This window comes from Pseudomonas sp. Pmew2 (assembly GCF_058129885.1).
This window is the reverse complement of record NZ_CM176702.1, coordinates 438,775-463,661: the sequence shown is the minus strand read 5'-3', so window position 1 is coordinate 463,661 and position 24,887 is coordinate 438,775. Positions and strand designations below refer to the sequence as shown.

Here is a 24,887-nt window from a genome sequence, read left to right as displayed (position 1 = left end):
ACCTTTGGAGGCGTCATGGGTAAATATACAGTGCAGGCAAAACTCGCAGCCGTGAAAGAATATTGTGCCGGCAAGGCAGGGTTGAGGGATGTTGCGCATCGCCACGATGTGGACTTTTCCTGTCTTCGTCAGTGGGTCGCGGCTTATCAGATCCACGGCCCAGCGGCTCTTAAAGAGAAAAAGCGGCAGCGTTACAGTGACGAGTTCAAGCTAGCTGTTTTGAAGCGCATGCATGATGAGCGATTATCACTGCGCCAGACAGCGGCCTTGTTCGATATCCGTCAGTTCGGCATCATCAATCTATGGCAGCGCCTTTTTGACGAAGGTGCGCTTAACGCCTCCTCAAAGCCCCCTGAGAAAGCTGGACGCCCAAGAAAGATGACGACGACCCTTCCCCCTGTGAATTCCGCTCCAGTCGACGATGAATCGCGTTCGCGTGACGAGTTGCTTGCCGAGGTGAAGCAACTGCGGATGGAGGTCGATTATCTAAAAAAGCTCGATGCCTTGGTTCAGAAGAAGCAACGAATAGCGCAGCAGAAAAAGCGCAAATCGTAATAGAACTGAGGCCTTTGCATTCTCTGGACGGCCTGCTGAAGTTTGCCGGTCTGGCACGCAGCACTTTTTACTATCAACAAAAGGTACTGCTGGCAGACGACAAATACGCAGGGCTGAAGGACCTGATTCAGGCAACGTTCTACGAGCATAAGGGCCGGTATGGCTATCGTCGCATCACGGCAGTCTTGCGCAGGGCGGGCCATCTTGTGAACCACAAGACGGTGCAGAAACTAATGGGGCAGCTAGGCCTGAAGAGCCTGATACGCGTGAAGAAATACCGTTTCTACAAAGGCGAAACAGGTAAGGCCGCGCCTAACCTGCTAAAGCGTGATTTCAAAGCGCAATACCTTAACCAGAAATGGGCCACCGACGTGACCGAATTCAAAGTAGGAGGCCAGAAACTCTATCTGTCGCCGATCATGGATTTGTACAACGGCGAAATCATTTCCTATGCGATTGCCAGGCGCCCGCTGTACTCCATGGTCGACGAAATGCTTGACGGAGCATTCACGCGGCTTGGACCGGATGAAAAGCCGATTTTGCATTCTGACCAGGGCTGGCAATATCGGATGCCTATTTACCAGCGACTGCTCCATGAGAATTCGATCACAGCCAGCATGTCGCGCAAGGGTAACTGCTATGACAACGCGGCTATAGAGAGCTTTTTTAGCACGCTGAAATCCGAATTTTTCTACCTGAACAAATTTAACGATCTGGATGAGCTTCAAGCGGGTATCGAAGAGTACATTGAGTATTACAATCACTCACGCATAAAACTGAAGCTTAACGGCCTGAGTCCTGTGGAATTCAGGATGCAGGCCGCCAAGGCAGCGTAAGTGGATAATTGTCCAACCTTCGGGGGGCATACCACTCCGCGTGGGGACGCCGTTCTGGACGCTCTGCGTCCGATCTTGAGCATGCGGGATGGTCAAAAGCGCACGTTCAGCCACCCTGGCGCAGCAGCGGCAGGCTGGTGGTGGATTTGATCTCGGACAGCGCCACTGTCGAGTTCACTTCCTGGATGCCGGGCACCAGCGACAGCTTTTCGAAGAAGAACCGCTCGTATGCCTCGATATCCGGCGTCACGATGCGCAGCAGAAAATCCACCGACCCCATCAGTACATAGCACTCCAACACCTCCGGGAAGCCACGAATCGAGTCGGTGAACTCGGTGAAGTTGGAGCGCCCGTGGGCGTTGAGTTTTACCTCGGCGAAAATCTGTGTGTTCAGGCCGATTTTCTTGCGATCCAGCAACGCAACCTGACGACGAATGACCCCTTCATCCTTGAGCCGCTGAATGCGCCGCCAACAAGGCGATTGCGAGAGGCCGACCTGCTCGGCAATCTGCGCGCTGGAGAGCGACGCGTCCTCTTGTAGCAGCGCCAGAATCTTGCGGTCGTAAACGTCCAGCTCGGTTTGCATAATTAATTTTCCGCATTGGCTTTTTACGCATTAACAAGTCCAATCAAGCCTAATCCAGACGATGATGGACCAGAAATTTCTTTTTTGGCATGTAAAGATTTTCCCACTGTTCTGGAGTATCCACATGCCTGACCTTGAAGCCGTTACCGCCCCCTTGCAGCGTCCCGACAACTGGTCATCCAGCAATGCGGCATGCTGTGCGCGCTACCAAATTGTTGCTGCAGCCGAGCCTGCATTGCTTTGTCAGGTGCTGAACCTGTTTGCAATGCAGTACCTGATTCCCGACCAGCTCAGTGTGGCGCGACAAGAGAAGACGCTGCTCATCGGCCTGCAAGTTGCCAGCCTGAGCTGGCACAGAGCGCAGGTGATCGGCGAAAAAATGCGTAACCTGATCGATGTATGCTCCGTGGAAGTCGAACAGATCGACGCGCAGAACAGCCCACAAACGCACGTGGCCCTGGCGACCGGCTGACTCAATTTAGCCGCTTCGGCAATTCCCGGTCGCATAGAACGAGTAACGCTGTCACGCTTGGCGTCTACTCTTGTTCATCGTCCAATGACGAAGTGCCTCAAGGAGCCCACATGGCAGCCCTGGCCCCCTCTTCACAGGATCGCTGGCTCGATCTGAATGATGTGTTGCGTGATCTGGTTGCCGAAGGCTATCTCGGCCAGGACGACGCGGAAACGGCACTCACCCAACGTCGCAGCGCGGTGAACATCCAGCTGCATCCCCTCGAGTTTCTCGCTTCGCTGCAGTTTGACGACCTCAAGCGGCCGGGCAAGAAGCTGGACGTGGAAACCCTGACCGCCTGGCTGGCCAAAACCTGTGGCCAGCCTTACATGCGTATCGATCCGCTGAAGATCAACGTCGCGGCGGTCACGCCACTGATGTCCTACGCCTTTGCCCAGCGCCACAAGATTCTGGCCGTGGCGGTTGACCGCGAGTCGGTGACCATCGCCAGCGCCCAACCCTACGTGCGCTCCTGGGAAGGCGATCTTACGCATGTGCTCAAGCTGCAGATCAAGCGTGTGGTCGCCAACCCTACAGACATTCAACGCATGGCGATGGAGTTTTTCAGGCTGGCCAAGTCGGTCAGCGGTGCCAGCGCCTCTGAGCAAAAAATGAGCAACATGGGCAATTTCGAACAGTTGCTCAAGCTAGGCGCCAGTGATCAGGAGCCGGACGCCAACGACGCGCACATCGTCAATATCGTCGACTGGCTGTTCCAGTACGCATTTCAGCAGCGCGCCAGCGATATTCATATCGAGCCGCGCCGCGAACAGGGCACCGTGCGGTTTCGCATCGACGGCGTGCTGCATAACGTTTACCAGTTTCCGGCGCAGGTGATCATGGCGATTGTCAGCCGCCTGAAAAGCCTTGGCCGGATGAACGTCGCCGAAAAACGCAAACCACAGGACGGGCGGGTCAAGACCACCACACCCGAGAATCGCGAAGTGGAGTTGCGCCTGTCGACCCTGCCGACCGCGTTCGGCGAAAAAATGGTCATGCGGATCTTCGACCCCGAGGTGTTGCTCAAGGACTTCGACCAACTGGGCTTCTCCAGTGACGACCTGCGGCGCTGGCAGGAAATGACCCGTCAGCCCAACGGCATCATTCTGGTCACCGGCCCGACCGGTTCGGGCAAGACCACCACGCTGTACACCACCCTCAAGAAACTGGCGACCTCCGAGGTCAACCTGTGCACCATCGAAGACCCCATCGAGATGGTCGAGCCGGCCTTCAACCAGATGCAGGTGCAGCACAACATCGAACTGAGCTTTGCCGTCGGCGTGCGCGCGCTGATGCGACAGGACCCGGATATCATCATGATCGGCGAGATTCGCGACCTGGAGACCGCTGAAATGGCCATTCAGGCGGCACTCACCGGGCATTTGGTGCTGTCGACGCTGCACACCAACGACGCACCCAGCGCCATCAGCCGTATGCTCGAGCTGGGTGTGCCGCATTACCTGCTCAAGGCGACCATCCTTGGCGTCATGGCCCAGCGTCTGGTGCGGACCCTGTGTCCGCACTGCAAGGCACCGATCAATCTGAACGAAACCGACTGGCAAACCCTGACCCGCCCATGGCAGGCCCCCGTACCGCCCGGCGCACATCAGGCGGTCGGTTGTGTGGAATGTCGCGATACCGGCTATCGGGGACGGGCCGGGGTTTACGAGATCATGGTCATGTCCGACAACATCAAGGCATTGATTTCTGCGGACCTGGACCTGACCGCCATGCGTCGCCAGGCCTTCAAGGAAGGGACGCGCAGTTTGCGTCTGTCCGGTGCCCAGAAAATCTCGGCAGGGCTGACTACACTTGAGGAAGTGCTGCGAGTGACACCGCAGAGCGAGCAACGCTGATCAGGGTTGAAAGCGTTGTTCCAGACGGCTGTGCATCGTGGTGAGCCAGCTAAAGTGAACTACGCGGTACACCTTGATTGAACTAGTTCGTAGCTTTGGCTATCCAACCCCTCAGAACCACCACAGCTGGAGTAATTCATCATGCGTCTCAAGTTCGCTGTCGCCACCGTAGCCTTGCTTTCCATCCCAATGGGTTCAGCGATGGCTGACACCTTCTGGCGTAATGTGCTGTCTTCCGGTGCAACCACCGGCTCGACTTACCTGACCTTCAAGGATCACAAGCTGATCGTTGCCGCCCAGGACGACGCAGGCAGCTTCGTCGCCAGCGACGGCGGCATCCGCGGTCCGTTCCTGGAAGCTGCCATCGAACAGGTACGCAAAGACAATCCAGGCCTGAAAGCCACAGATATGGAACTGGCCAACGCGATCCTGGATAAGAATCTGGTCGCTGAAAACCAGTAAGCCCTGCTGGCAAATACTGCGCATAAAAAATGCCGCTCGATGAGCGGCATTTTTTTGTCCGGCGATTGGTTATTCGCCGATCGCGCTTTTGTAACCTGCAGCATCCAGCAATTTGGCCAGATCGGCTTCAGCGGCAGTTGGCTTGAGCTTGAAGATCCAGGCGTCGTACGGATCACTGTTGAGCGACTCGGGCGAATCGCCCAGCGCTGCGTTGACTTCGATCACCTCGCCAGCAACCGGCGAGTAGATATCCGAAGCAGCCTTGACCGACTCCACAACACCAGCGGTGTCAGCGGCAGCAAACACTTTGCCGATTTCCGGCAGCTCGACGAAGACCACATCGCCCAGCGCTTCCTGTGCGTGGTCCGAGATGCCGACGGTCACGGTGCCATCTGCTTCAACACGTGCCCATTCATGACTTTCGGCGAAACGCAGCTCGGCGGGAATATTGCTCATTTAGTCATCCTCAACATCGGGTCAGCGGAAAACCCGCCATAGGTTAAATCAGGGCCTTGCCGTGGCGCACAAACGCTGGCTGCACCACCCTCACCGGATACCACTTGCCGCGGATTTCCACCTCGGCCCGGTCAGCGGTTGCCATCGGAACGCGCGCCAGAGCAATGGATTTGCTCAGCGTAGGAGAGAAACTACCACTGGTGATCTCTCCTTCGCCAATTTCTGCGACACGTACCACCTGATGCGCCCGTAAAACGCCGCGCTCTTCGAGCACCAATCCCACGAGTTTGAAGGCGGTTCCTTCAGCCCGTTCGCTCTCCAGCGCCTCGCGACCGATAAAATCACGGTCGGCAGGTTCCCAGGCAATGCTCCAGGCCATATTCGATGCCAGCGGCGAAACATGCTCGCCGATGTCCTGACCGTACAGGTTCATGCCTGCCTCCAGGCGCAACGTATCGCGAGCGCCCAGACCGATCGGGGAGATACCCGCGCCGACCAGTTCATTGAAAAAACGCTGGGCCTCTTCGGCAGGCAGCATGATTTCCAGGCCGTCTTCACCGGTATAACCGGTGCGCGCGATGAACCAGTCGCCATCATCAAGACCTTCAAACGGCTTGAGCTGGTGGATCAGTTCGGCGCGGGCGCTTGAAACCAGCTCGGCGATACGGGTTCTGGCCTTTGGCCCCTGAATCGCGAGCATCGCCATTTCGCTGCGCGCGATCAGTTGTACATCGAAGTCGCCCAGCTGCGACTGCATCCAGGCTAGATCCTTGACCCCGGTCGCGGCATTGACCACCAGCCGATAACCTTCGGGCGTGAGGTAGACGATCATGTCATCGATGACCCCGCCTCTTTCGTCCAGCATGGCGCTGTACAAGGCTCGACCCGGGGTCTTCAGTTTTTCCACATCGTTGGCCAGCAGGTAACGCAGCCAGGTTCTGGCTTGACGGCCAACCACATCGATCACGTTCATGTGTGAGACATCGAAGACCCCACAGTCGCGACGCACCTGATGGTGTTCCTCGACCTGCGATCCGTAATGCAACGGCATGTCCCAGCCACCAAAATCGACCATTTTCGCGCCAAGGGCGAGGTGCAGGTCGAACAGGGGGGTACGCTGTCCCATGGGTTTCTCCTTCCGGGCGTGGCGAAGGTGCGGGCAGAAAAGATCGGCAAGCCCCCAATAAACCGGAGTTTGCAGCACTTACAGCTGGCCGAATTTTCTGACAGACCGCACCAATTGCGGCGCATTGTAGCGGCAAGGTGAAGGGCCCGCACCTAGCCAATCTGACGGGCAGAGCGACGAATCAACCCGATGACGGGTAATAATCCTACAAGCACCAGCGACAAAGCTGGCAATGCCGCTCGTGCCCACTCACCCTCGCTGGTCATTTCAAACACGCGTACCGCCAGCGTATCCCAGCCAAACGGGCGCATCAGCAGGGTCGCAGGCATCTCTTTGAGTACATCGACGAACACCAGCAACCCAGCACTCAAGGCTCCCGGAACCAAAAGCGGCAGATACACGTTGAGAAACAACTTTGGTCCGCTGACCCCCAGACTGCGTGCGGCTTCAGGCAATGAGGGACGGATACGCGACAGGCTGTGCTCCAGCGGGCCGAAGGCGACCGCGATGAAACGTACAAGGTAAGCCAGCAGCAGCGCCGAAAGGCTGCCCAGCAACAACGGCTTGCCTGCACCGCCCAGCCAGCCGGAAAGCGGAACGACCAGCTCACGGTCCAGATAACTGAACGCCAGCATGATTGAAACGGCCAGTACCGAACCCGGCAGCGCGTAACCCAGGTTGGCGAGGCTGACGCCAGAGCGGATCGCAGGTGTGGGTGCCATGCGCCGCGCGAAGGCCAGAATCAGCGCCACGCTGACAGTGATCAACGCCGCCATACCGCCCAGATAGAGCGTGTGCAAAATCAGGCCGGTATAGCGCTCGTCGAGGTCGAATCGGCCGCGCTGCCAGACCCAGACAATCAATTGCAGCACCGGCACGACGAAGGCACAGAGAAAAACCAGCCCGCACCATAAACTGGCTCCCCAGGCCTTGATACCGCTAAGCGGATAAAGCGCAGCGCCACGCGGCCGTTCATTGGTCGGTCGGCTTGCACCGCGGGCACGACGTTCGCCATACAGCAGCACCAGGACTGCCAACAGCAGCAGGCTGGCCAGTTGCGCGGCGCTGGACAGGCTGAAGAAGCCGTACCAGGTCTTGTAGATGGCGGTGGTGAACGTGTCGAAATTGAACACTGATACCGCACCGAAATCGGCCAGGGTCTCCATCAGCGCCAAAGCTACGCCCGCACCGATGGCTGGACGCGCCATTGGCAGCGCCACACGCCAGAACGCCTGCAAGGGCGTGTTGCCCAACACTCGTGCAGCTTCCATCAGCCCCTTGCCCTGCGCCAGAAACGCCGTGCGCGCCAACAGGTAGACATAGGGATAGAAGACCAGCACCAGCACGATGATCACCCCACCGGTGGAGCGCACCCGAGGCAGGCGCAGGCCGGAGCCGAACCATTCACGCATCAGGGTTTGCACCGGGCCGGAAAAATCCAGCAGCCCGACAAATACAAACGCCAGTACGTAGGCAGGGATTGCGAACGGCAGCATCAACGCCCAGTCCAGCCAGCGCCGCCCGGGAAACTCACACAGGCTGGTCAGCCACGCCAGACTCACCCCCAGCAGCGTTACACCCACACCGACACCCAGCACCAGAATCAACGTGTTACCCAGCAGACGGGACATCTGGGTTTCCAGCAGGTGTGACCATATCTGTTGGTCAATGGTCTCCCACGACAGCAGCAGCACGCTCAGCGGCAATAACACCAGCGCAGCGATGGCGAAGACCAGTGGGTACCAGCGGCGTTGGACAGGATGGGCCACGGAGGTTCTCGAAATGAGGGGGTTCAAGAGGGTAAGCAGAGCGTGCGCACAGGTCTGCTTCTGATTCTGGCTGAAAGCCGTAGGAGCGGACTTGTCCGCGAAGCCGTCAGTTCAGATAGTGCATTTTCTGAGAATGTACCGGCCCTTTCGCGGACAAGTCCGCTCCTACGCCCTGCGGGCAGAAGCCTGAAAGCCACGCTTTTCGGGCTATTCAAGATTTGTGTAATTAGCGCGAAGCGTATCAACGAGAGCCAGGCACTGGGTATTAAATCAATTCCAGCCCGCGCGATCCATCATGCGGATCGCTTCTGCCTGACGCTTGCCTGCCACTTCGACCGGAATGGTGTCGGCCTTGAACCGGCCCCAGCTCGCCACTTCTTCTGACGGCGCCACGTTCGGGTTGGCCGGGAACTCCTGATTGACGCTTGAGAAGATCTTCTGTGCATCGGGACCGGTCATCCACTCGACCAGCGCCTTGGCAGCCTCAGGGTGCGGTGCGTACTTGGTCAGGCCGATACCCGACAGGTTTACGTGTACACCCCGGTCCGCCTGATTCGGCCAGAACAGCTTCACCGCCAGGTCAGGTTTTTCCTTGTGCAGGCGACCGTAATAGTAGGAATTGACGATGCCCACGTCGCACTGCCCGGCGTTGATCGCCTCAAGCACTGCGATGTCGTCGGAAAAAACATCGGTGGACAGGTTGTTCACCCAGCCCTTGAGGATTTTCTCGGACGCTTCGGCGCCATGGGTTTCGATCAATGTAGCGGTCAGCGACTGGTTGTAGACCTTCTTCGCGGTGCGCAGGCACAGGCGCCCTTCCCAGTTCTTGTCGGCCAGCGCTTCATACGTGGTCAGCTCGACAGGTTTCACCCGGTCAGTGGAGTAGGCGATGGTTCGTGCGCGAAGGCTCAGGCCGGTCCAGCCGTGAGTGGATGAGCGGTATTGCGGCGGAATGTTGGCTTCTATCACCGGTGAGGTGAATGGCTGCAGAATGCCCATCTGTTCGGCTTGCCAGAGGTTACCGGCATCGACCGTCAGCAACAGGTCGGCAGTGGCATTCTCGCCCTCGGCCTTGATGCGCTGCATCAATGGCGCTTCCTTGTCGGTGATGAACTTTATCTTCACCCCGGTCTTGGCCGTATATGCATCGAACACCGGCTTGATCAACTCGTCGATCCGGGACGAATAGACCACCACTTCATCAGCAGCCTGAGCGGTACTGCCCAGTAAAGTCAGTGTCAGAGCAGCCAGAAGACGCTTGCTTGCCTGCATCGGGGGTATCTCGCGTTCGCAAATGAGGCGAAATGGTAGTGAATCCCATTTGCTATCTCAATCGAAGAGGCAGTGGAGCCGTTACCGGATGTTTCTGGCTGACAGCCTGATCAACAAACGGTCCTGGCTTTGGAAAAGTTCGCAACCCTGCGCAGCTTGTCCACATCGAACACTTCCAGCTGCCCTTCTCCCAGGCGCACGATCTTGCGTTCATGCAGATCCTGAAGCACTTCCAGCAAGGCCGGCGGGGATAGCGCGAGGCACTCCACGGCCTGAATGTCCTCCAGCACAATCAGGCGGCGTGCATGGCTCAACGGACCATAACCCTCACTGAGCATCAACAGACGCCATGCGACCCTCGCTCTGGGAGGCAGTCGGCGCATTTTCTCGGGGTTCTGCAGCGGCAAACCGATTTTCTGGCTGAGTAACGCGGCAAACCAGCGCCAATATTCCGGGTGCCTGTCGAGCAACTCGAGCAGAAATTGCTGAGGGACATGCAGAAAGATACTTTGCTCCAGTGAGCAGACCTCGAAACGGCGCGGCAACCCGTCGAACAGCGAGACTTCGCCAAACCACATAGGCGCACGCATCGGCTCCACACCCGAAAGCCGCTGCTCATGGGCAGCGCCGATACGCACACAGCCCTCCAGCAACACATAAAGACCGCAAGGCAGATCGCCTTTCTCGAACAGCGTCCTGCCAGGCGTCCTGCGCTGCTGGCGAGCAGCGTCCAGCAGGCTATCCTGCAAACCGGCAGGTAAATGAGAAAACCAGTAATCGGATAGCAGTCGTGACCGCCACGACACTCCATTTGTCATTTTTGCTCCCTTTTATTTCAGGCATGCGTGTTGTACAACAACCCTGGCTCAAACCGATCATCGTCTCAGGCAGGAATAATAATGAAAACCCTTGTCGATCATCTCAGCCAATACGCTGCGTATCACCGTGATTCACGCAATATCGTGACGCACTTCGTGGGCATTCCATTGATTGTACTGGCCGTGGCGGTACTTCTGTCGCGTCCGGGCTGGACTGTAAGCGGCGTGTGGGTTTCGCCTGCGGCCCTGCTAGCCCTGGGTTCGACGATTTTCTATCTGCGCCTGGACCGTCCGCTGGGCGTGGTCATGGCAGTGCTGCTGGCACTGTGCATCTGGGCCGGGGCCAACCTTGCGCAACAGAAGACCATGGTTTGGCTGAGCGCGGGCGTCGGGCTCTTTGTGATCGGCTGGATCATCCAGTTCATCGGCCATTACTACGAAGGGCGCAAACCGGCGTTTATCGATGACGTGACTGGCCTGATCATCGGCCCGCTGTTCGTGATTGCGGAGCTGGCGTTCCTGATGGGCTTGCGCAAACCGCTGCAATACGCCATCGAAGAACGCTCCGGCCCAGTGGGGCGCAATACCCGTAAGGCTGCGATGTAGCGACTGTTAACGATCAGTCTCCGTGCTCTGGCCCGTCAGTCCGCTGGTCCCGCTGGTGTGGTGCAGCCCGGCCAGCAGCAGTCGCTGATACAACTCTTCGCGCAAGCCCTGAGGCTGGTCGAGTTGCATTCGTTGCAAGTGCTCCGGGAAGGCTTCGGGGTCGGGAGCGTCCAGAGTGGCCTTGCCCAACTCGAGGATTTCGGTGAGTTTGAGCTTGCTCTTCAGCCAGTTCAACGCACGCATCAGGTCGCGCTCTTCACCTGTAAAATCGCATCCCAGCGGGTATTCAGTAAACAGCGACGGATAGCGCGATGCCGTGTCCTTGAGGCGTTTCGGGGTGTTTTCTGTGAAGCGTGGATCAAGGCGGAATTCCTTGGGCAGCTTTCCGGCCTTTTGCGCCTGCTCGATCAAGCCGGGCTGAAAGCGCGAGTCAGTGATGTTGAGGATGCGCTCGATCACCGTGGCGTCGGTCTGACCGCGCAGATCGGCAATGCCGTATTCGGTCACGACAATATCGCGCAGGTGCCGGGGGATCGTGGTGTGGCCGTACTGCCAGACGATATTGGAGCTGACCTCGCCACCTGACTCACGCCAGCTGCGCAGCATCAGGATCGAACGAGCGCCCTCCAGGGCATGAGCCTGCGCCACAAAGTTGTATTGGCCACCCACACCGCTGAGCACTCGGCCATCTTCCAATTGATCGGCCACGGCTGCGCCCATCAGGGTGACGGTGAACGCACTGTTGATGAAGCGCGCATCGCGGCGTTGCAGGCGTTTGAGTTCTTCCTGACCGTAAAGCTCGTTGATATAGCTGATGGCAGTCATGTTGAACTGCGCCAGTCGCTCGGCGGGCAGCTCGCGCAATCGCTCATAGAAACTGCGCGGGCCGAGGAAAAAACCACCGTGCACCACCACGCCATCAGGATGGGCGTCTTCATCCAGCGTGCCCAGGTTGGCCAGCCGTTGCAGCTCTACGTTGGCGTACACCTTGCGTCGCACGATGCCGGCATCGGCCAGTACCAGCAGGCCGTTAACGAACATTTCGCTGCAACCGTAAAGGCCGCTGGCGAACGGCTGAACGCCGCCTTCGCGGTCGATCAGGGTCTGCCAGTTACTCATGTTCAACTCGGCCAGCAGACTGCGCCAGGTTTCATTGTCGGCTTGCCTGGCCAGCAGTGCGCCGGTCAGCGCATCGCCCATCGAGCCGATGCCGATCTGTAGCGTGCCGCCGTCGCGCACCAGTGTACTGGCATGCAGACCAATCAAATGGTCTTGATAACCCACCGGCATGTTCGGGGTGGAAAACAGCGTACTGCGCTCATCTTCGTTGATCAGCAGGTCAAACGCATCGACATCCAGCTCCGAGTCGCCCGGCATGTAAGGCAGGTCGGCGTGGACCTGACCCAGCATGAGGATGGTTTCTCCGGCAGCGCGGCGTTTGGCGATCATGGGCAGCAGGTCGAGGGTCACATCAGGGTTGCAACTCAGGCTCAGCTTGCCCGGGTACTGATCGTCACGGGACACCAGTTGCGCGACCAGATTCAGGCCGTTGGCATTGATATCGCGGGCGGCATGACTGTAATTGCTGCTGACGTAGTCTTGCTGGGCTGACTCGCTGTTCAGCAGGCTGCCCGGCTGCATGAAGAATTGCTGCACGCGAATGTTGTGTGGAAGTTTGTCGCGACGCAGCGCGGCTAGAAACTCCAGTTCCGGATAGTCACCGAAGACCCGCTCCAGAAACGGTTCCAGAAACCGCGCCTGCAAACCCTCTCCCGGCGTTGGCCGCCCGAGTGTCAGCGCGGTGTAGATCGTCAGCCGTCGCTCGGGCAACTGGCTGATGCGCTGGTACAGCGCATTGACGAACCGATTGGGCTTACCCAGCCCGAGCGGCATGCCGAGGTGAATATGCTCGGGCAATTGCGCCAGAACGTGATCGACAGCGTGCTCGATGGAACAGGAATACGGCATCCCAGCTCTCCTGAATTGTTATTGGTGCAGCTTGGACCGGTGGCAATCTGAAATTGCTGCATGCTCGCTGCGCAACTATCGTTCCCACGCTCCAGCGTGAGAACGGAGTGCACGTCACTTCAACCCGGACATGCTCTGGATAGCGCTCTTCAGTTCGTCGTCAGTGCAATCGCCGCAGGTGCCTTTCGGCGGCATGATGCCAATGCCTTTGATGGTGCTGGCCAGCAGGCCGTCAAGGCCGCCTTTTTGTCTGGCCCGTTCTTCCCAGGCGGCCGTGTCACCGGTTTTCGGCGCGTTGAGCAGGCCGACGCTGTGACACGCGACGCAATGGGCGGCGATGATGTCGTCAGGGGCTCGGGCGGTATCGGCGGCTTGCACATTGAACGCCCATAACGTCAGAACGCCTGCGGTGCTCAGAATCTTCCGGGTCAGCTTCACGCGTCACTCACTGAAAGGGGCGGGTCAGAAATTGGCTGGCGTTGCCGCACTGATCAATCGTGCCGGTACGTCGAACGGGTTGCGGAAGCGATGCGGCCGGGTGCTTTCAAAATAATAGCTGTCCCCGGCTTCCAGTACGTAGGTGTCGAGACCCACCACCAGCTCCAGTCGCCCCTCGACGAGGATTCCGGTTTCTTCACCGTCGTGGACGAGCATTTCTTCACCGGTATCGGCACCCGGCGGGTAGGTTTCGGTAAGAAAGGCGATGGCACGGCCCTGGTGCGACTTGCCGACCAGCTTCATGGTCACGGCACCGTCCGAGATATCAATCAACTCGCTGGCCTTGTACACCACCTGCGCTGCGTTTTCCGGAACGGTTTCTTCCGAGAAAAACTCGACCATGGACATGGGAATGCCGCCGAGCACTTTGCGCAGCGAGCTGATCGAAGGGCTTACGCTGTTTTTTTCGATCATGGAGATGGTGCTGTTGGTCACGCCTGCGCGCTTGGCGAGTTCACGCTGGGACAGGCCCTTGAGCTTGCGGATCGATTGCAGTCGTTCACCCACGTCCAATGCGATATTCCCCCAGGTTTTGTCAGGTCTAGTCGAGATGAACGCCATCATGGCAACAGCGTTCAATATTTACAACACTTCGACAGACACCAGACATACAGCGGCCTGACGGACAGGAGCTCGATCAGTCTTGGGAATAGATACGCGGAACGCGACGCAGATTGCAGAAGATTTCGTAGGGAATCGTTTCTGCCCGTGTGGCCACTTCACTGGCGAGCACGTGCTTGCCCCATAACTCGACCCGGCTGCCAAGCCCGGCCTGCGGAACGCCGGTCAAGTCTACGCAAAGCATGTCCATGGACACTCGCCCGAGCAGCCGGGAGGGCTGACCGTCGATCTGCACAGGCGTGCCGGTCGGCGCATGACGCGGGTAGCCGTCGGCGTACCCCATCGCCACCACGCCAATACGTAATGGCCGATCACAGACAAACGTCGCGCCATAGCCCACGGCTTCACCGGCAGGCAGCTCACGCACACTGATGATCTTCGATTCAAGGGTCATGACCGGTTGCAGGCGGTCAGCCAGCGGGTGCGCCTGACCAAACGGCGTGGCACCGTAGAGCATGATGCCGGGGCGCGACCAGTCGCTTGGAATATGCGGCCAGCCCAGAACGGCCGGGGAGTTTTTCAGGCTGGTTTCTGCAACCAGGCCTTTGCGAAAGCTCTCGAATACAGCGAACTGTTCATCACTGCATCCACTGTTCAGTTCATCGGCGCGGGCGAAGTGGCTCATCAGGACGATTCTGGCCACTTTGCCGGTTACCAGCAGGCGTTGATAGGCGGCCTGATATTCATGCGGGTACAGGCCGACGCGGTGCATGCCCGTGTCAATCTTGAGCCAGACCGTTAAAGGTTTGGCAAGCTGCGCCTGTTCGATGGCCTCCAGCTGCCAGGTCGAATGCACGACCGTCCAGAAGTCGTGCTCGACAATCAGCGCCAGTTCATCGGCTTCGAAAAAACCTTCAAGCAGCAGAACAGGTGCGTGGATGCCTGCCGCGCGTAGCTCGAGCGCTTCTTCGATGCAGGCCACTGCGAAACCGTCGGCCTGGGCTTCCAGTGCCTGGGCAACACGTACCGCACCGTGACCATAGGCATCGGCCTTGATCACCGCGAGCGCTTTGCCGCCGCTGTTTTCACGAGCCAGTTGGTAGTTGTGACGCAGTGCCTGAAGATCAATTAAGGCGCGGGCTGGACGCATGATGACGTTTCTTGCCTGAAGGGTGAAAAGGGTCAGAAAAACCCCGACGCAGAGATGCGTCGGGCACAACAGTATAAAGACAGCAGACTCAAGGCAGCGCGGCGACAACCGACAGTTCGACGAGGATTTCCGGCTCGCACAACTTGGCCTCGACGGTTGCACGCGCAGGCGCGACACCCTTGGGCAGCCATTTGTCCCAGACGCTGTTCATGCCGGCAAAATGAGCATCGATGTCTTTCAGATAGATCGTGACCGACAGAATGCGAGTCTTGTCAGTACCGGCCAGGTCGAGCAGGCGCTCGATACTGTTCAGAACCTCGCGGGTCTGTTGCTCGACACCTGCAGTCATGTCATCGCCGACCTGGCCCGACAGATAGACGGTGCCGTTGTGGACAACGACCTGACTCATGCGCTCATTGGTGAGCTGGCGCTGGATTGACATGCTGTGCATTCTCCTGAGTGTTGCCGTAACGAGAGATATCGAGGCCTTCGGCACTGATACAGGGTGTCTTGCGGGCAATGAGGTCTGCCAGCAAGCGACCGGAACCACACGCCATCGTCCAGCCCAATGTGCCATGGCCGGTATTGAGGAACAGGTTACGGAACGGTGTTGCACCCACAATCGGTGTGCCATCGGGAGTGGTCGGACGCAACCCGGTCCAGAAACTGGCCTGGCTCAGGTCGCCACCCTGAGGATAGAGGTCACCGACGATCATCTCCAGTGTTTCGCGTCGACGAGGGTTGAGCGACAGGTCGAAACCGGCGATTTCCGCCATGCCGCCGACCCGGATGCGGTTGTCGAAGCGGGTGATGGCGACCTTGTAGGTTTCATCGAGAATGGTCGAGGTCGGAGCCATGGCCGGGTCAGTGATCGGCACCGTCAGCGAATAGCCCTTCAGCGGGTAAACCGGAGCCTTGATACCCAGCGGTTTGAGCAGTTGCGGAGAATAGCTGCCCAGCGCCAGCACGTAGCGGTCGGCTGTTTCCAGCTTACCGTCGATCCACACACCATTGATGCGGTCGCCAGCGTGGTCGAGGCGCTCGATGTTCTGTCCGTAGCGGAACTCGACACCCAGCTCTACGGCCATTTCTGCAAGGCGCGTGGTGAACAACTGGCAATCGCCGGTCTGGTCATTGGGCAAACGCAGCGCACCGCTGAGAATGCCGGTCACACCGGCTAGCGCGGGCTCGACACGGGCGATGCCGTCGCGATCGAGCAGCTCGTACGGAACACCGGACTGCTCAAGCACGGCAATATCCTTGGCGGCGTTGTCCAGTTGCGCCTGAGTGCGGAACAGCTGAGTAGTACCCAGGCTGCGCCCTTCGTAGGCAATACCTGTTTCCAGGCGCAGTTCATCCAGGCAATCACGGCTGTATTCGGACAGGCGCACCATGCGCTCTTTATTCACGACATAGCGGCTGGCGGTGCAGTTGCGCAGCATTTGCGCCATCCACAGGTATTGATCTATATCTGCCGTGGCCTTGATCGCCAATGGCGCGTGGCGCTGCAGCAACCACTTGATCGCCTTCAGCGGAACACCCGGCGCGGCCCATGGCGAGGCATAGCCTGGCGAGACCTGGCCGGCATTGGCAAAGCTGGTCTCCATGGCGGCGGCTGGCTGGCGGTCTGCCACGGTCACCTGAAAACCGGCACGCGCCAGATAATAAGCACTGGTTGTACCGATGACACCACTTCCAAGGACCAGAACGCGCATGTAGATGACCTCATCGCGGATATCCGCTGACGTTTTGAAGTTTTAAGCAAGAATGTGCGCAGTATATTGAGCAATGGGCAGTGCTTCTCACTGTATAAACATCTATATTTGGCGTTTATTCCCGGCGATAAACGCTTTGGTAGAGGGGAAATAACCCATGCGCACTCAACACCAGTCAAATCGTGAACTGGACAAGATCGACCGCAATATCCTGCGCATCCTCCAGGCAGATGGGCGTATCTCGTTTACCGAACTGGGCGAGCGCGTCGGCCTCTCGACCACTCCGTGTACCGAGCGGGTTCGCAGGCTGGAACGCGAGGGCATCATCATGGGCTACAACGCCCGCCTGAATCCGCAAAGCCTGAAGGCCAGCCTGCTGGTGTTTGTGGAAATCAGTCTGGACTACAAGTCTGGCGACACCTTCGAGGAGTTCCGCCGTGCCGTGTTGAAGCTTCCGCATGTGCTGGAGTGCCACTTGGTATCAGGCGACTTTGACTATCTGGTCAAGGCGCGCATTTCCGAGATGGCGTCCTACCGCAAACTGCTGGGCGATATCCTGCTCAAGCTGCCGCACGTGCGTGAGTCCAAGAGCTATATCGTGATGGAAGAAGTGAAAGAGAGCCTGAACCTGCCGATTGCCGACTGATTGCGCTAGGGTCTGTTCCCGTTTCGACGTAACCCATTGATCTCTATGAGAACAGGCCCGTATTGTTGGAGTTCTCACACAACACCAATACGAGCCTGCAATGCCCCGATTAATGCTCAGTGATGAGCACTGGCCGAAGCTTCGAGAAATTTTGCTGCACGAATCGATCTACAACAAGCGAGATTTGCGCACCACGGTTGAAGGCATGCTGTACCGCATGCGTGTGGGTTGCCCTTGGCGAGACCTGCCGAAAGCGTTTGGAAACTGGAGCAAGGTCTACAAGCGGTTCAATGCCTGGTCTGCTTCAGGCAAGTGGGTCAAGGTGCTTGAGGTGCTGATGACCGATCCTGACATGGAGTGGGTTTTCATTGATGGCAGTTATGTAAAGGCTCATCAGCACAGTGCAGGTGCTGCCAGCACGCAGGACCAGGCCATCGGAAAAAGCCGAGCCGGTAACACCAGCAAGATTCACCTGGCTGTAGACGCTTGTGGGCTGCCCATTGCATTTGACGTGACCGGAGGCCAGACCAATGATTGTTCGCAGGCGGCCTCGTTGATTGCCAAGATGCCCAATGCAGAAGTGATCATTGCGGACAAGGGCTACGACACTGAAGCGATACGCGCTCAGGTCGAGCAGCAAGGCAGCAAAGTGGTGATTCCACGAAAGCGCAATTCTCTGAAAGGGAACGCAGATCTGGACAAAGGGTTATATCGCAATCGACATCTCGTAGAAAACGCCTTTGCCCGGTTGAAGCATTTCCGGGCGGCGGCTTCTCGGTTCGACAAACTCAAGAGAAACTATGAAAGCGTCATAGCAATGGCCTGCGCTTTTCTGTGGCTGCCAATGTGAAACGGGAACAGACCCTAGACCAGCACTTGTCGGGTGGAAGCCATATATTCGTGTATCTGCTTCTCTACCCGCGGGTGAATCAGTTCGACCGGGCGACGGCCATTCGGGCATGGCAGGCTTTCGGTGGTGCCAAACAGACGGCAGATCAACGGGCGTTCGTCATACACGGTGCAGCCCTGTGGGCCAAGGTGCACGCAATTGAGCTCATCGAGCGCGGCGTCCTGTTCGGCGGCAGTCTTGCGCGGCAGGCGCGACATTTCTTCGGGCGACGTGGTAACCGGGCCGCAGCAGTCGTGGCAGCCAGGCACACACTCGAACGAGGGAATCTGGCGGCGCAGATCACTTATTTTCTGACGGTTGCAGCTCATTGAATCAACCATTCCTACACAATGCGCTGATTTTGCCCCAGTTGGCAGGCTCATGACAGCGGCTTATCCTCCCCACACGCAAACCGCCACCGACAGGACCCGCTCATGAACGCCCGCGTTCAGCACCCGACTCTTCACGACGACCAGCATGTTGCCTCCTACTACGCCGCCAGCAGCCATCCGCAACCGGATCACCCTGCGCTGCAAGGCGAGGTGAAGGTTGATGTGTGCGTGGTGGGCGGCGGATTTTCCGGCCTCAACACTGCCATCGAGCTGGCCGAGCGCGGGCTGAGTGTCGCGTTGCTTGAGGCACGCAGGATTGGCTGGGGTGCCAGCGGACGCAATGGCGGCCAGCTGATTCGCGGGGTCGGCCACGGTGTCGAGCAGTTCGCCAATGTCATCGGCAGCGAGGGTGTGCGGCAGCTGAAGCTGCTGGGCATCGAGGCGGTCGATATCGTGCGTCAGCGCATCGAGCGGCACGCTATCGATTGCGACCTGAAATGGGGTTATTGCGACCTGGCCAACAAGCCGCGCGACCTGCACAGCCTTGCCGAAGATGCCGATGAACTGCGCAGCCTGGGTTACCGTCATGAGCTTAAGTTGCTGCAAGCCGATCAGATGCGCAGTGTCGTAGGCTCCGACCGTTACGTCGGCGGTTTGATCGACATGGGTTCCGGACATCTGCACCCGTTGAATCTGGCTTTGGGAGAAGCTGCCGTAGCGCAGTCATTGGGCGTTCGGTTGTTCGAACATTCTGCAGTGACGAGAATCGACTACGGCCCGCAGGTCAAAGTGCATACGGCTCAGGGGGCGGTGCTGGCGAAAACTCTGGTGCTGGGCTGCAATGCCTACCTCAACGATCTGAATCCGGAAATAAGCGGCAAGGTATTGCCCGCGGGCAGTTACATCATCGCGACCGAACCCTTGAGCGAGGCTCAGGCCCGGGAAGTGTTGCCGCAGGACATGGCGGTCTGTGATCAGCGCGTGACTGTAGATTACTACCGGCTGTCAGCGGATCGGCGTTTGCTGTTCGGGGGCGCCTGTCACTATTCGGGCCGCGACCCACGGGACATCGCCGCTTACATGCGGCCGAAGATGCTCGATGTGTTTGCGCAACTGGCTTCAGTGAAGATCGATTACCAGTGGGGTGGGATGATCGGCATAGGTGCCAATCGCCTGCCGCAAATTGGCCAGCTCAAGCAGCACCCCAACGTTTTTTATGCGCAGGCTTATTCGGGGCATGGTCTGAACGCGACACACCTTGCAGGTCGCTTGCTAGCCGAAGCCATCGCCGGGCAACACAGCGATGGCTTCGAGCTATTCGCCAAAGTGCCACACATGACCTTTCCGGGCGGTAAACACTTGCGCTCGCCGTTACTGGCATTGGGCATGCTCTGGCACCGACTCAAAGAGCTGCGCTGAACGGCTCAGGACCTCCAGAACGGTTTCATCGCTTCGACCCGCGCCTGCTGGAAATCCAGCCCGATGTCGCGCAGCTGATCGTCCGTCAGCTCCAGCAAAGTGCGGCGAGAGGTCCAGCGGTGACGATACAGCGCCCAACGACCCATGCCGGCCAATAGATCGGCCTTGTTTGAGCGGACCGTTCTGACCGCAGTTGGCCGATAGTCATTCAATTCCTGGCTGTGAAGCGCAAGGCGTACATCGCTGAACCCGTTCATTTCCGTTTCCCTCATCCTGGGTGGGTGTGGGTCTATGATGAAACGAACGGCCAAACCATTACAGATTCAAAAACAGGTTATATTTTCCATACAGATGAGACGAAAACAGCACTGAATGCTATATTTTTGACCAATCTGTATTGCTATACCACGCTCACCAGCCTGAGAGTACGTCATGACGCTTTACGTCAACCTCGCCGAACTGCTCGGCTCGCGGATCGAAAACGGCTCGCCCCGGCGACCGCCTGCCATCGGTGCGTGCGTTAAGTGTCGAACATGGCGTCAGCCTGAGCACCGTGCAGCAAGCGTATAGGGTGCTGGAGGACAACGGCCTGGCAGCGCCGAAACCCAAATCCGGCTATTTCGTATCGGTCAGTCGAGCGGCACCTGCACTGCCTGCTGTCGGGCGACCCGTCCAGCGGCCTGTGGATATCTCTCAATGGGATCAGGTGCTGGACCTGATTCGGGTGGCACCTCTCGAAGCGGTCACGCAACTGGGACGCGGCATGCCCGATGTCACCAGCCCTACCCTGAAACCGTTGATGCGTGCGTTGAGTCAGTTGAGTCGCCACCAAGACATGCCGGGGCTGTATTACGACAACATCTACGGCGTTCGCAGGCTGCGTGAGCAAATCGCCCGACTGATGCTCGACTCGGGCTGCAACCTGACCGCCAATGACCTGATCGTCACCAATGGCTGCCATGAAGCGCTGTCAGCGAGTGTCCGGGCCATTTGCTCGCCGGGTGACATCGTTGCGGTGGACTCGCCCAGTTTCTTCGGCGCCATGCAGACGCTCAAGGGTGTGGGCATGAAGGCCCTCGAAATTCCCACCGACCCATTGACCGGCATTAGCCTCGAGGCGCTGGAACTGGCCCTTGAGCAATGGCCGATCAAGGTCATTCAGCTGACGCCCAATTGCAACAACCCGCTGGGTTACGTCATGCCCGAAGCCCGCAAACGTGCGTTGCTGACGCTGGCGCAACGTTTCGATGTGGCGATCATCGAGGACGATGTGTATGGCGATCTTGCTTACAACTACCCTCGCCCGCGCACCATCAAATCCTTCGATGAAGACGGTCGTGTCCTGCTGTGCAGCTCGTTTTCCAAGACCCTGGCACCCGGCCTGCGAATTGGCTGGGTAGCGCCGGGGCGGTATCTGGAGCAGGTGCTGCACATGAAATACATCGGCACTGGCTCGACTGCACCGCAGCCACAGTTGGCCATCGCCGACTTCATCGAAGGCGGCCATTACGAGCCGCATGTGCGGCGCATGAGAACCCAATACCAGCGCAGTCGCGACCAGATGATCGACTGGGTGATGCGCTACTTTCCCGAAGGCACCCGCGCCAGCCGCCCGCAAGGCGGTTTCATGCTGTGGGTGGAACTGGCCGAAGGCTTCGACACGTTGCGTCTGAACCGCGCCCTGCTGAGCAAGGGTGTACAGATCGCGGTGGGCAGTATTTTTTCCGCCTCGGGCAAGTACCGTAACTGCATGCGCATGAACTTCGCGTCTAAACCGAGCCGCGAAATCGAGAACGCTGTGCGTACCGTGGGCGAGACAATTGCACTACTGAATGCGCAAACTGACTGACACAGGCAAATCTTTCCCGGTTTTTCGGGTCATAACGCCAAGTCGAGCCATGTACAGACGCGGAAGATCAATTTGAATAACTCATGGGCCTTGCCCTTTTGCCTGCTGGTTGCACTGTGCGTCAGCGGTTGCGCACATCAGCAACTTGCCAGCGAGCCGAGCCAGGCCATGCCGCCATCAAGTTCTGCTTTCGGCCGCTCTATTCAAGCCATGGCGATGCCCCACGACGGGCGTTCCGGCTTTCGCCTGCTGCCCGACAGCAGCGATGCATTCAAGGCGCGCGCCGAACTGATCCGTAACGCCAAAAGCAGCCTCGACCTGCAGTATTACATCGTCCATGACGGCCTGAGCACGCGCGCTCTGATCGACGAACTGCTCAAAGCGGCAGACCGTGGCGTGCGGGTGCGCATCCTGCTGGACGACACCACCAGCGACGGGCTGGATCAGGCCATCGCCACCCTCGCCGCGCACCCGAACATTCAGATTCGCCTGTTCAACCCGCAAAATCTGGGGCGCGAGACCGGCATCACGCGCAGCCTGGGGCGTTTGATGAACCTGTCGCGTCAGCACCGGCGCATGCACAACAAACTGTGGCTGGCCGACAGCAGTGTGGCCATCGTTGGCGGGCGCAATCTGGGCGATGAATACTTCGACGCCGAGCCGAACCTGAACTTCACCGATATCGACATGCTAAGCGTGGGACCGGTCGCCGAACAGCTCGGCCAGAGCTTCGATCAATACTGGAACAGCACGCTCAGCAAGCCCATCGATGCGTTCATGTACTTCCTGCCCGACGGTGAGGATCTGGCCCAGGCGCGGCAGCGACTGGACGATTCACTGGAGCAGGCGCATCAGCAACACAAGGCTCTGTATGAGCGATTGATGGCCTACAAGACTCAGCCATGCATGAAGACCTGGCTCAACGAGCTGGTCTGGGCGCACAACCAGGCATTGTGGGACGCGCCGACCAAGGTACTGGCGCAGGGAGATCCGGATCCGCACCTGCTACTGACTACGCAACTGGCCCCCGAGCTGCTGAACACTCGCAAGGAACTGATGCTGATTTCGGCGTACTTTGTACCGGGTCAGGAAGGTTTGCTGTACCTGACCGGCCGTGCCGATGCCGGTGTCAACGTCAGCCTGTTGACCAATTCACTGGAAGCCACCGACGTGCCTGCCGTGCATGGCGGCTACGCGCCTTACCGCAAGGCGCTGCTGGAGCATGGCGTGAAGCTGTTCGAACTGCGCCGCCAGCCTGGCGATACCGAAACCATGCGCGGCAGCGGTCCGCACTTGTTCAAGAAAAGCAGCTCGTTGGTCAGTTCGGAATCAAGCCTGCACAGCAAGGCGATGATCTTCGATCGGCAGAAAGTCTTTGTCGGCTCATTCAATTTCGACCCGCGTTCTGTGCTGTGGAACACCGAAGTCGGCGTGCTGGTCGACAGTCCGCAACTGGCCGAAGAGCTGCGCGAGCTGACGCTGCAAGGCATGGCTCCGTCGCTCACTTACCAGGCGAAGCTGGAGGATGGCAAAGTGGTGTGGGTGAGCGAAGACAATGGCCAGATCCACACGCTGCACACCGAACCCGGTGACTGGTGGCGACGTTTCAACGCATGGATGAGCCGTGCCATTGGCCTAGAAAGAATGCTTTAGGCGGGCGCAGCCTGGGCAACCCCGAACGCTCCACGTCGCCTGATCAGAATCAGCAGGCCAAAGGCACCTGCCGCCATCAGCAGCGGCAAGGCCTCACCGCTGACCCACTGACTTCCCGCGCCCGCTATCAGGGGCCCGATCAGACACCCGATGCCCCACAGTTGAGCGACATGCGCATTGGCGCGGACCAGTGAATCATCTCGGTAACGCTCGCCGATCAGGATCAGCGACAGGGTAAACAACCCCCCAGCACTGGCGCCGAACACTGTCCAGAGCGGCCAGATCAGAACGGTATCGATCAGTAACGGCACCAGCAGACTGGACGCCAGCAACAAAACGGCGCATCCGGTAAACATTGCGCGGCGCGAGATGCGATCAGCGAGCATGCCGATCGGCAGCTGCAGTAACGCGTCACCTATCACCACCACACTGACCATGATCAGGGCGATTTCCGGGGTGAACCCGTGGCGTATGCAGTAGAGCGGCAGCAGCGTGAGGATCAAGGCTTCGAATGCAGCGAACAGCGCCACCGCCCAGGCGATAGCGGGCATGCCGCGACAGAAGCCCGCCAGATCAGTGAAGGTCACGTTGCAGGATTCGGTCGATGGCGCCCCCGTGCGACCCAGCAGCAGGAATGGGGAGCCAACCAGTAGCAGCACACCAATCCAGAAGCCGTAGTCGGCCTGAGTGCCGATAACGCCCAGTAACAGCGGGCCAGCCAGTTGGCTCAAGGCGTAAGTGCTGCCATACAGCGCTACCAGCCGTCCGCGCAGACGCTCGATCACCAGTTGGTTGATCCAGCTTTCACCCAGCACGAAGACGATGGTCAGAATCACCCCGAGCGCCAGACGCAAGACCAGCCAGACTCCGTAATACGGCAGCAGCGCCAGTGCGCCGACCGAAACGGCGCCGCCCCACAGGCACAGGCGCATCAGCTTGGCGGTACCGAAGCGCGCGGCGAGACGACTGGCCAGCGCCGCACCCACCAGCACACCCACCGCAGGCATCGCCGCCATGATGCCAATGGCAAACGAGCCGTAGCCCCAGCCTGCCAGACGCAATGAAACCAGCGGCATGCTGACGCCCATTGCCAGCCCGACGCCCAACACGGACGCCAGCACGGCAAAATAAGTACCCCAACGCATTATCAAGCTCCTGCTGCCCTAACGGCGCAATCAAGACCGGACGCAGAGCGTCCAGAACGGCATGCGACGCGGAGCGTCGCACGATAGTTGAGGTTATCGCTCCTCACGCTCCAGCGTGGGAATGCCGTGCGTGACGCTCCGCGTCACAAATCTGCGCCGCGCCGCTAACGCAAGCCAGGACGCGGAGCGTCGCACGATAGTTAAGGTTA

The 24,887-nt window shown here is 58.7% G+C and carries 24 protein-coding genes and 1 pseudogene; 10 read left to right on the top strand and 15 right to left on the bottom strand.

Annotation, left to right across the window (positions count from 1 at the left end):
- Window positions 1-15: 15 nt before the first annotated feature.
- A protein-coding gene (locus tag AC4ANK_RS02165) for an IS3 family transposase (protein ID WP_095178871.1) occupies window positions 16-1,391 on the top strand; the annotation gives its coding sequence in 2 pieces (ribosomal slippage) (window positions 16-487 and window positions 487-1,391; 1,377 coding nt in all).
- A 106-nt stretch (window positions 1,392-1,497) separates the two neighbouring features.
- Here the strand turns inward: AC4ANK_RS02165 and AC4ANK_RS02160 are convergent.
- Entirely contained in the window at window positions 1,498-1,977 is a 480-nt protein-coding gene (locus AC4ANK_RS02160) for an Lrp/AsnC family transcriptional regulator (protein ID WP_002551538.1), read from the bottom strand.
- Window positions 1,978-2,101: 124 nt separating this feature from the next.
- On the opposite strand from AC4ANK_RS02160, the gene AC4ANK_RS02155 reads away from it, so the two are divergent.
- The 3 genes from AC4ANK_RS02155 to AC4ANK_RS02145 all read left to right on the top strand — a co-directional run bounded on the left by AC4ANK_RS02155 (window position 2,102) and on the right by AC4ANK_RS02145 (window position 4,806).
- On the top strand, window positions 2,102-2,449 hold the full coding sequence (locus AC4ANK_RS02155; protein ID WP_002551537.1) for an ACT-like domain-containing protein: 348 nt from the start codon (window positions 2,102-2,104) through the stop codon (window positions 2,447-2,449).
- 110 nt (window positions 2,450-2,559) lie between these two features.
- Window positions 2,560-4,344, top strand: coding sequence for a type IV pilus assembly ATPase TfpB (gene tfpB / locus AC4ANK_RS02150; protein ID WP_460384108.1), 1,785 nt, complete (start codon window positions 2,560-2,562; stop codon window positions 4,342-4,344).
- Between the two features lie 141 nt (window positions 4,345-4,485).
- The gene (locus AC4ANK_RS02145; RefSeq protein ID WP_002551535.1) at window positions 4,486-4,806 is read left to right on the top strand and encodes a DUF2388 domain-containing protein; all 321 of its coding nucleotides are present in this window, start codon (window positions 4,486-4,488) and stop codon (window positions 4,804-4,806) included.
- A gap of 69 nt (window positions 4,807-4,875) precedes the next feature.
- On the opposite strand, the gene gcvH is transcribed toward AC4ANK_RS02145, so the two are convergent.
- The 5 genes from gcvH to AC4ANK_RS02120 all read right to left on the bottom strand — a co-directional run bounded on the left by gcvH (window position 4,876) and on the right by AC4ANK_RS02120 (window position 10,247).
- Window positions 4,876-5,262, bottom strand: coding sequence for a glycine cleavage system protein GcvH (gene gcvH, locus AC4ANK_RS02140; protein WP_002551534.1), 387 nt, complete (start codon window positions 5,260-5,262; stop codon window positions 4,876-4,878).
- Window positions 5,263-5,305: 43 nt separating this feature from the next.
- Window positions 5,306-6,388 (bottom strand): glycine cleavage system aminomethyltransferase GcvT, encoded by a 1,083-nt coding sequence (gene gcvT / locus AC4ANK_RS02135; protein ID WP_031595930.1) that lies wholly within the window; start codon window positions 6,386-6,388, stop codon window positions 5,306-5,308.
- Between the two features lie 152 nt (window positions 6,389-6,540).
- Window positions 6,541-8,157, bottom strand: a complete 1,617-nt coding sequence (locus tag AC4ANK_RS02130) for an ABC transporter permease (RefSeq protein ID WP_031595929.1) — start codon at window positions 8,155-8,157, stop codon at window positions 6,541-6,543.
- Between the two features lie 270 nt (window positions 8,158-8,427).
- Window positions 8,428-9,429 (bottom strand): extracellular solute-binding protein, encoded by a 1,002-nt coding sequence (locus AC4ANK_RS02125; RefSeq protein ID WP_002551531.1) that lies wholly within the window; start codon window positions 9,427-9,429, stop codon window positions 8,428-8,430.
- A gap of 110 nt (window positions 9,430-9,539) precedes the next feature.
- Window positions 9,540-10,247: a Crp/Fnr family transcriptional regulator gene (locus AC4ANK_RS02120; protein WP_002551530.1), complete on the bottom strand. Its 708-nt coding sequence runs from the start codon at window positions 10,245-10,247 to the stop codon at window positions 9,540-9,542.
- Window positions 10,248-10,328: 81 nt separating this feature from the next.
- On the opposite strand from AC4ANK_RS02120, the gene AC4ANK_RS02115 reads away from it, so the two are divergent.
- On the top strand, window positions 10,329-10,853 hold the full coding sequence (locus AC4ANK_RS02115) for an Mpo1 family 2-hydroxy fatty acid dioxygenase (RefSeq protein WP_002551529.1): 525 nt from the start codon (window positions 10,329-10,331) through the stop codon (window positions 10,851-10,853).
- A 6-nt stretch (window positions 10,854-10,859) separates the two neighbouring features.
- On the opposite strand, the gene AC4ANK_RS02110 is transcribed toward AC4ANK_RS02115, so the two are convergent.
- The 6 genes from AC4ANK_RS02110 to dadA form a co-directional block, all read right to left on the bottom strand.
- The gene (locus AC4ANK_RS02110; protein WP_002551528.1) at window positions 10,860-12,821 is read right to left on the bottom strand and encodes an acetyl-CoA hydrolase/transferase C-terminal domain-containing protein; all 1,962 of its coding nucleotides are present in this window, start codon (window positions 12,819-12,821) and stop codon (window positions 10,860-10,862) included.
- Window positions 12,822-12,935: 114 nt separating this feature from the next.
- On the bottom strand, window positions 12,936-13,259 hold the full coding sequence (locus AC4ANK_RS02105; protein ID WP_002551527.1) for a c-type cytochrome: 324 nt from the start codon (window positions 13,257-13,259) through the stop codon (window positions 12,936-12,938).
- 24 nt (window positions 13,260-13,283) lie between these two features.
- Window positions 13,284-13,832 carry a cupin domain-containing protein gene (locus AC4ANK_RS02100; protein WP_004655316.1) on the bottom strand — a complete coding sequence of 183 codons (549 nt, stop codon included), beginning with the start codon at window positions 13,830-13,832 and terminating at the stop codon, window positions 13,284-13,286.
- A 124-nt stretch (window positions 13,833-13,956) separates the two neighbouring features.
- Window positions 13,957-15,030, bottom strand: a complete 1,074-nt coding sequence (gene alr / locus AC4ANK_RS02095) for an alanine racemase (protein ID WP_002551526.1) — start codon at window positions 15,028-15,030, stop codon at window positions 13,957-13,959.
- Window positions 15,031-15,118: 88 nt separating this feature from the next.
- On the bottom strand, window positions 15,119-15,472 hold the full coding sequence (locus AC4ANK_RS02090; RefSeq protein ID WP_002551525.1) for a RidA family protein: 354 nt from the start codon (window positions 15,470-15,472) through the stop codon (window positions 15,119-15,121).
- Window positions 15,444-16,745, bottom strand: a complete 1,302-nt coding sequence (gene dadA, locus AC4ANK_RS02085; RefSeq protein WP_460384102.1) for a D-amino acid dehydrogenase — start codon at window positions 16,743-16,745, stop codon at window positions 15,444-15,446. The genes AC4ANK_RS02090 and dadA overlap by 29 nt, the downstream gene beginning before the upstream one ends.
- 157 nt (window positions 16,746-16,902) lie before the next feature.
- Between dadA and AC4ANK_RS02080 the strand changes: the two genes are divergently transcribed.
- Window positions 16,903-17,391, top strand: a complete 489-nt coding sequence (locus AC4ANK_RS02080; protein WP_004655323.1) for an Lrp/AsnC ligand binding domain-containing protein — start codon at window positions 16,903-16,905, stop codon at window positions 17,389-17,391.
- Window positions 17,392-17,491: 100 nt separating this feature from the next.
- Window positions 17,492-18,241 carry an IS5 family transposase gene (locus tag AC4ANK_RS02075; RefSeq protein ID WP_460382697.1) on the top strand — a complete coding sequence of 250 codons (750 nt, stop codon included), beginning with the start codon at window positions 17,492-17,494 and terminating at the stop codon, window positions 18,239-18,241.
- 14 nt (window positions 18,242-18,255) lie between these two features.
- Here the strand turns inward: AC4ANK_RS02075 and AC4ANK_RS02070 are convergent, their stop codons facing one another.
- Entirely contained in the window at window positions 18,256-18,609 is a 354-nt protein-coding gene (locus tag AC4ANK_RS02070; RefSeq protein ID WP_002551522.1) for a YkgJ family cysteine cluster protein, read from the bottom strand.
- A gap of 105 nt (window positions 18,610-18,714) precedes the next feature.
- On the opposite strand from AC4ANK_RS02070, the gene AC4ANK_RS02065 reads away from it, so the two are divergent.
- Window positions 18,715-20,031 (top strand): NAD(P)/FAD-dependent oxidoreductase, encoded by a 1,317-nt coding sequence (locus AC4ANK_RS02065; protein WP_005744842.1) that lies wholly within the window; start codon window positions 18,715-18,717, stop codon window positions 20,029-20,031.
- A gap of 5 nt (window positions 20,032-20,036) precedes the next feature.
- Here AC4ANK_RS02065 and AC4ANK_RS02060 read toward each other — a convergent pair whose 3' ends face one another.
- A complete protein-coding gene (locus tag AC4ANK_RS02060; RefSeq protein WP_002551521.1) occupies window positions 20,037-20,288 on the bottom strand; it encodes a DUF1127 domain-containing protein in 252 nt (83 codons plus the stop codon).
- A 175-nt stretch (window positions 20,289-20,463) separates the two neighbouring features.
- On the opposite strand from AC4ANK_RS02060, the pseudogene AC4ANK_RS02055 reads away from it, so the two are divergent.
- A pseudogene (locus AC4ANK_RS02055) lies at window positions 20,464-21,880 on the top strand (aminotransferase-like domain-containing protein).
- 72 nt (window positions 21,881-21,952) lie between these two features.
- On the top strand, window positions 21,953-23,533 hold the full coding sequence (locus AC4ANK_RS02050) for a phospholipase D family protein (protein ID WP_002551519.1): 1,581 nt from the start codon (window positions 21,953-21,955) through the stop codon (window positions 23,531-23,533).
- Here the strand turns inward: AC4ANK_RS02050 and AC4ANK_RS02045 are convergent.
- On the bottom strand, window positions 23,530-24,678 hold the full coding sequence (locus AC4ANK_RS02045; RefSeq protein ID WP_002551518.1) for an MFS transporter: 1,149 nt from the start codon (window positions 24,676-24,678) through the stop codon (window positions 23,530-23,532). The genes AC4ANK_RS02050 and AC4ANK_RS02045 overlap by 4 nt on opposite strands.
- Window positions 24,679-24,887 lie beyond the last annotated feature (209 nt).

Coding starts and splice junctions, on each gene's coding strand:
- AC4ANK_RS02160 (WP_002551538.1), bottom strand. CDS start 1,977: ATGCAAACCGAGCTGGACGTTTACGACCGCAAGATTCTGGCGCTGCTA.
- AC4ANK_RS02155 (WP_002551537.1), top strand. CDS start 2,102: ATGCCTGACCTTGAAGCCGTTACCGCCCCCTTGCAGCGTCCCGACAAC.
- tfpB (WP_460384108.1), top strand. CDS start 2,560: ATGGCAGCCCTGGCCCCCTCTTCACAGGATCGCTGGCTCGATCTGAAT.
- AC4ANK_RS02145 (WP_002551535.1), top strand. CDS start 4,486: ATGCGTCTCAAGTTCGCTGTCGCCACCGTAGCCTTGCTTTCCATCCCA.
- gcvH (WP_002551534.1), bottom strand. CDS start 5,262: ATGAGCAATATTCCCGCCGAGCTGCGTTTCGCCGAAAGTCATGAATGG.
- gcvT (WP_031595930.1), bottom strand. CDS start 6,388: ATGGGACAGCGTACCCCCCTGTTCGACCTGCACCTCGCCCTTGGCGCG.
- AC4ANK_RS02125 (WP_002551531.1), bottom strand. CDS start 9,429: ATGCAGGCAAGCAAGCGTCTTCTGGCTGCTCTGACACTGACTTTACTG.
- AC4ANK_RS02120 (WP_002551530.1), bottom strand. CDS start 10,247: ATGACAAATGGAGTGTCGTGGCGGTCACGACTGCTATCCGATTACTGG.
- AC4ANK_RS02115 (WP_002551529.1), top strand. CDS start 10,329: ATGAAAACCCTTGTCGATCATCTCAGCCAATACGCTGCGTATCACCGT.
- AC4ANK_RS02110 (WP_002551528.1), bottom strand. CDS start 12,821: ATGCCGTATTCCTGTTCCATCGAGCACGCTGTCGATCACGTTCTGGCG.
- alr (WP_002551526.1), bottom strand. CDS start 15,030: ATGCGTCCAGCCCGCGCCTTAATTGATCTTCAGGCACTGCGTCACAAC.
- AC4ANK_RS02090 (WP_002551525.1), bottom strand. CDS start 15,472: ATGTCAATCCAGCGCCAGCTCACCAATGAGCGCATGAGTCAGGTCGTT.
- dadA (WP_460384102.1), bottom strand. CDS start 16,745: ATGCGCGTTCTGGTCCTTGGAAGTGGTGTCATCGGTACAACCAGTGCT.
- AC4ANK_RS02080 (WP_004655323.1), top strand. CDS start 16,903: ATGCGCACTCAACACCAGTCAAATCGTGAACTGGACAAGATCGACCGC.
- AC4ANK_RS02075 (WP_460382697.1), top strand. CDS start 17,492: ATGCCCCGATTAATGCTCAGTGATGAGCACTGGCCGAAGCTTCGAGAA.
- AC4ANK_RS02070 (WP_002551522.1), bottom strand. CDS start 18,609: ATGAGCTGCAACCGTCAGAAAATAAGTGATCTGCGCCGCCAGATTCCC.
- AC4ANK_RS02065 (WP_005744842.1), top strand. CDS start 18,715: ATGAACGCCCGCGTTCAGCACCCGACTCTTCACGACGACCAGCATGTT.
- AC4ANK_RS02060 (WP_002551521.1), bottom strand. CDS start 20,288: ATGAACGGGTTCAGCGATGTACGCCTTGCGCTTCACAGCCAGGAATTG.
- AC4ANK_RS02045 (WP_002551518.1), bottom strand. CDS start 24,678: ATGCGTTGGGGTACTTATTTTGCCGTGCTGGCGTCCGTGTTGGGCGTC.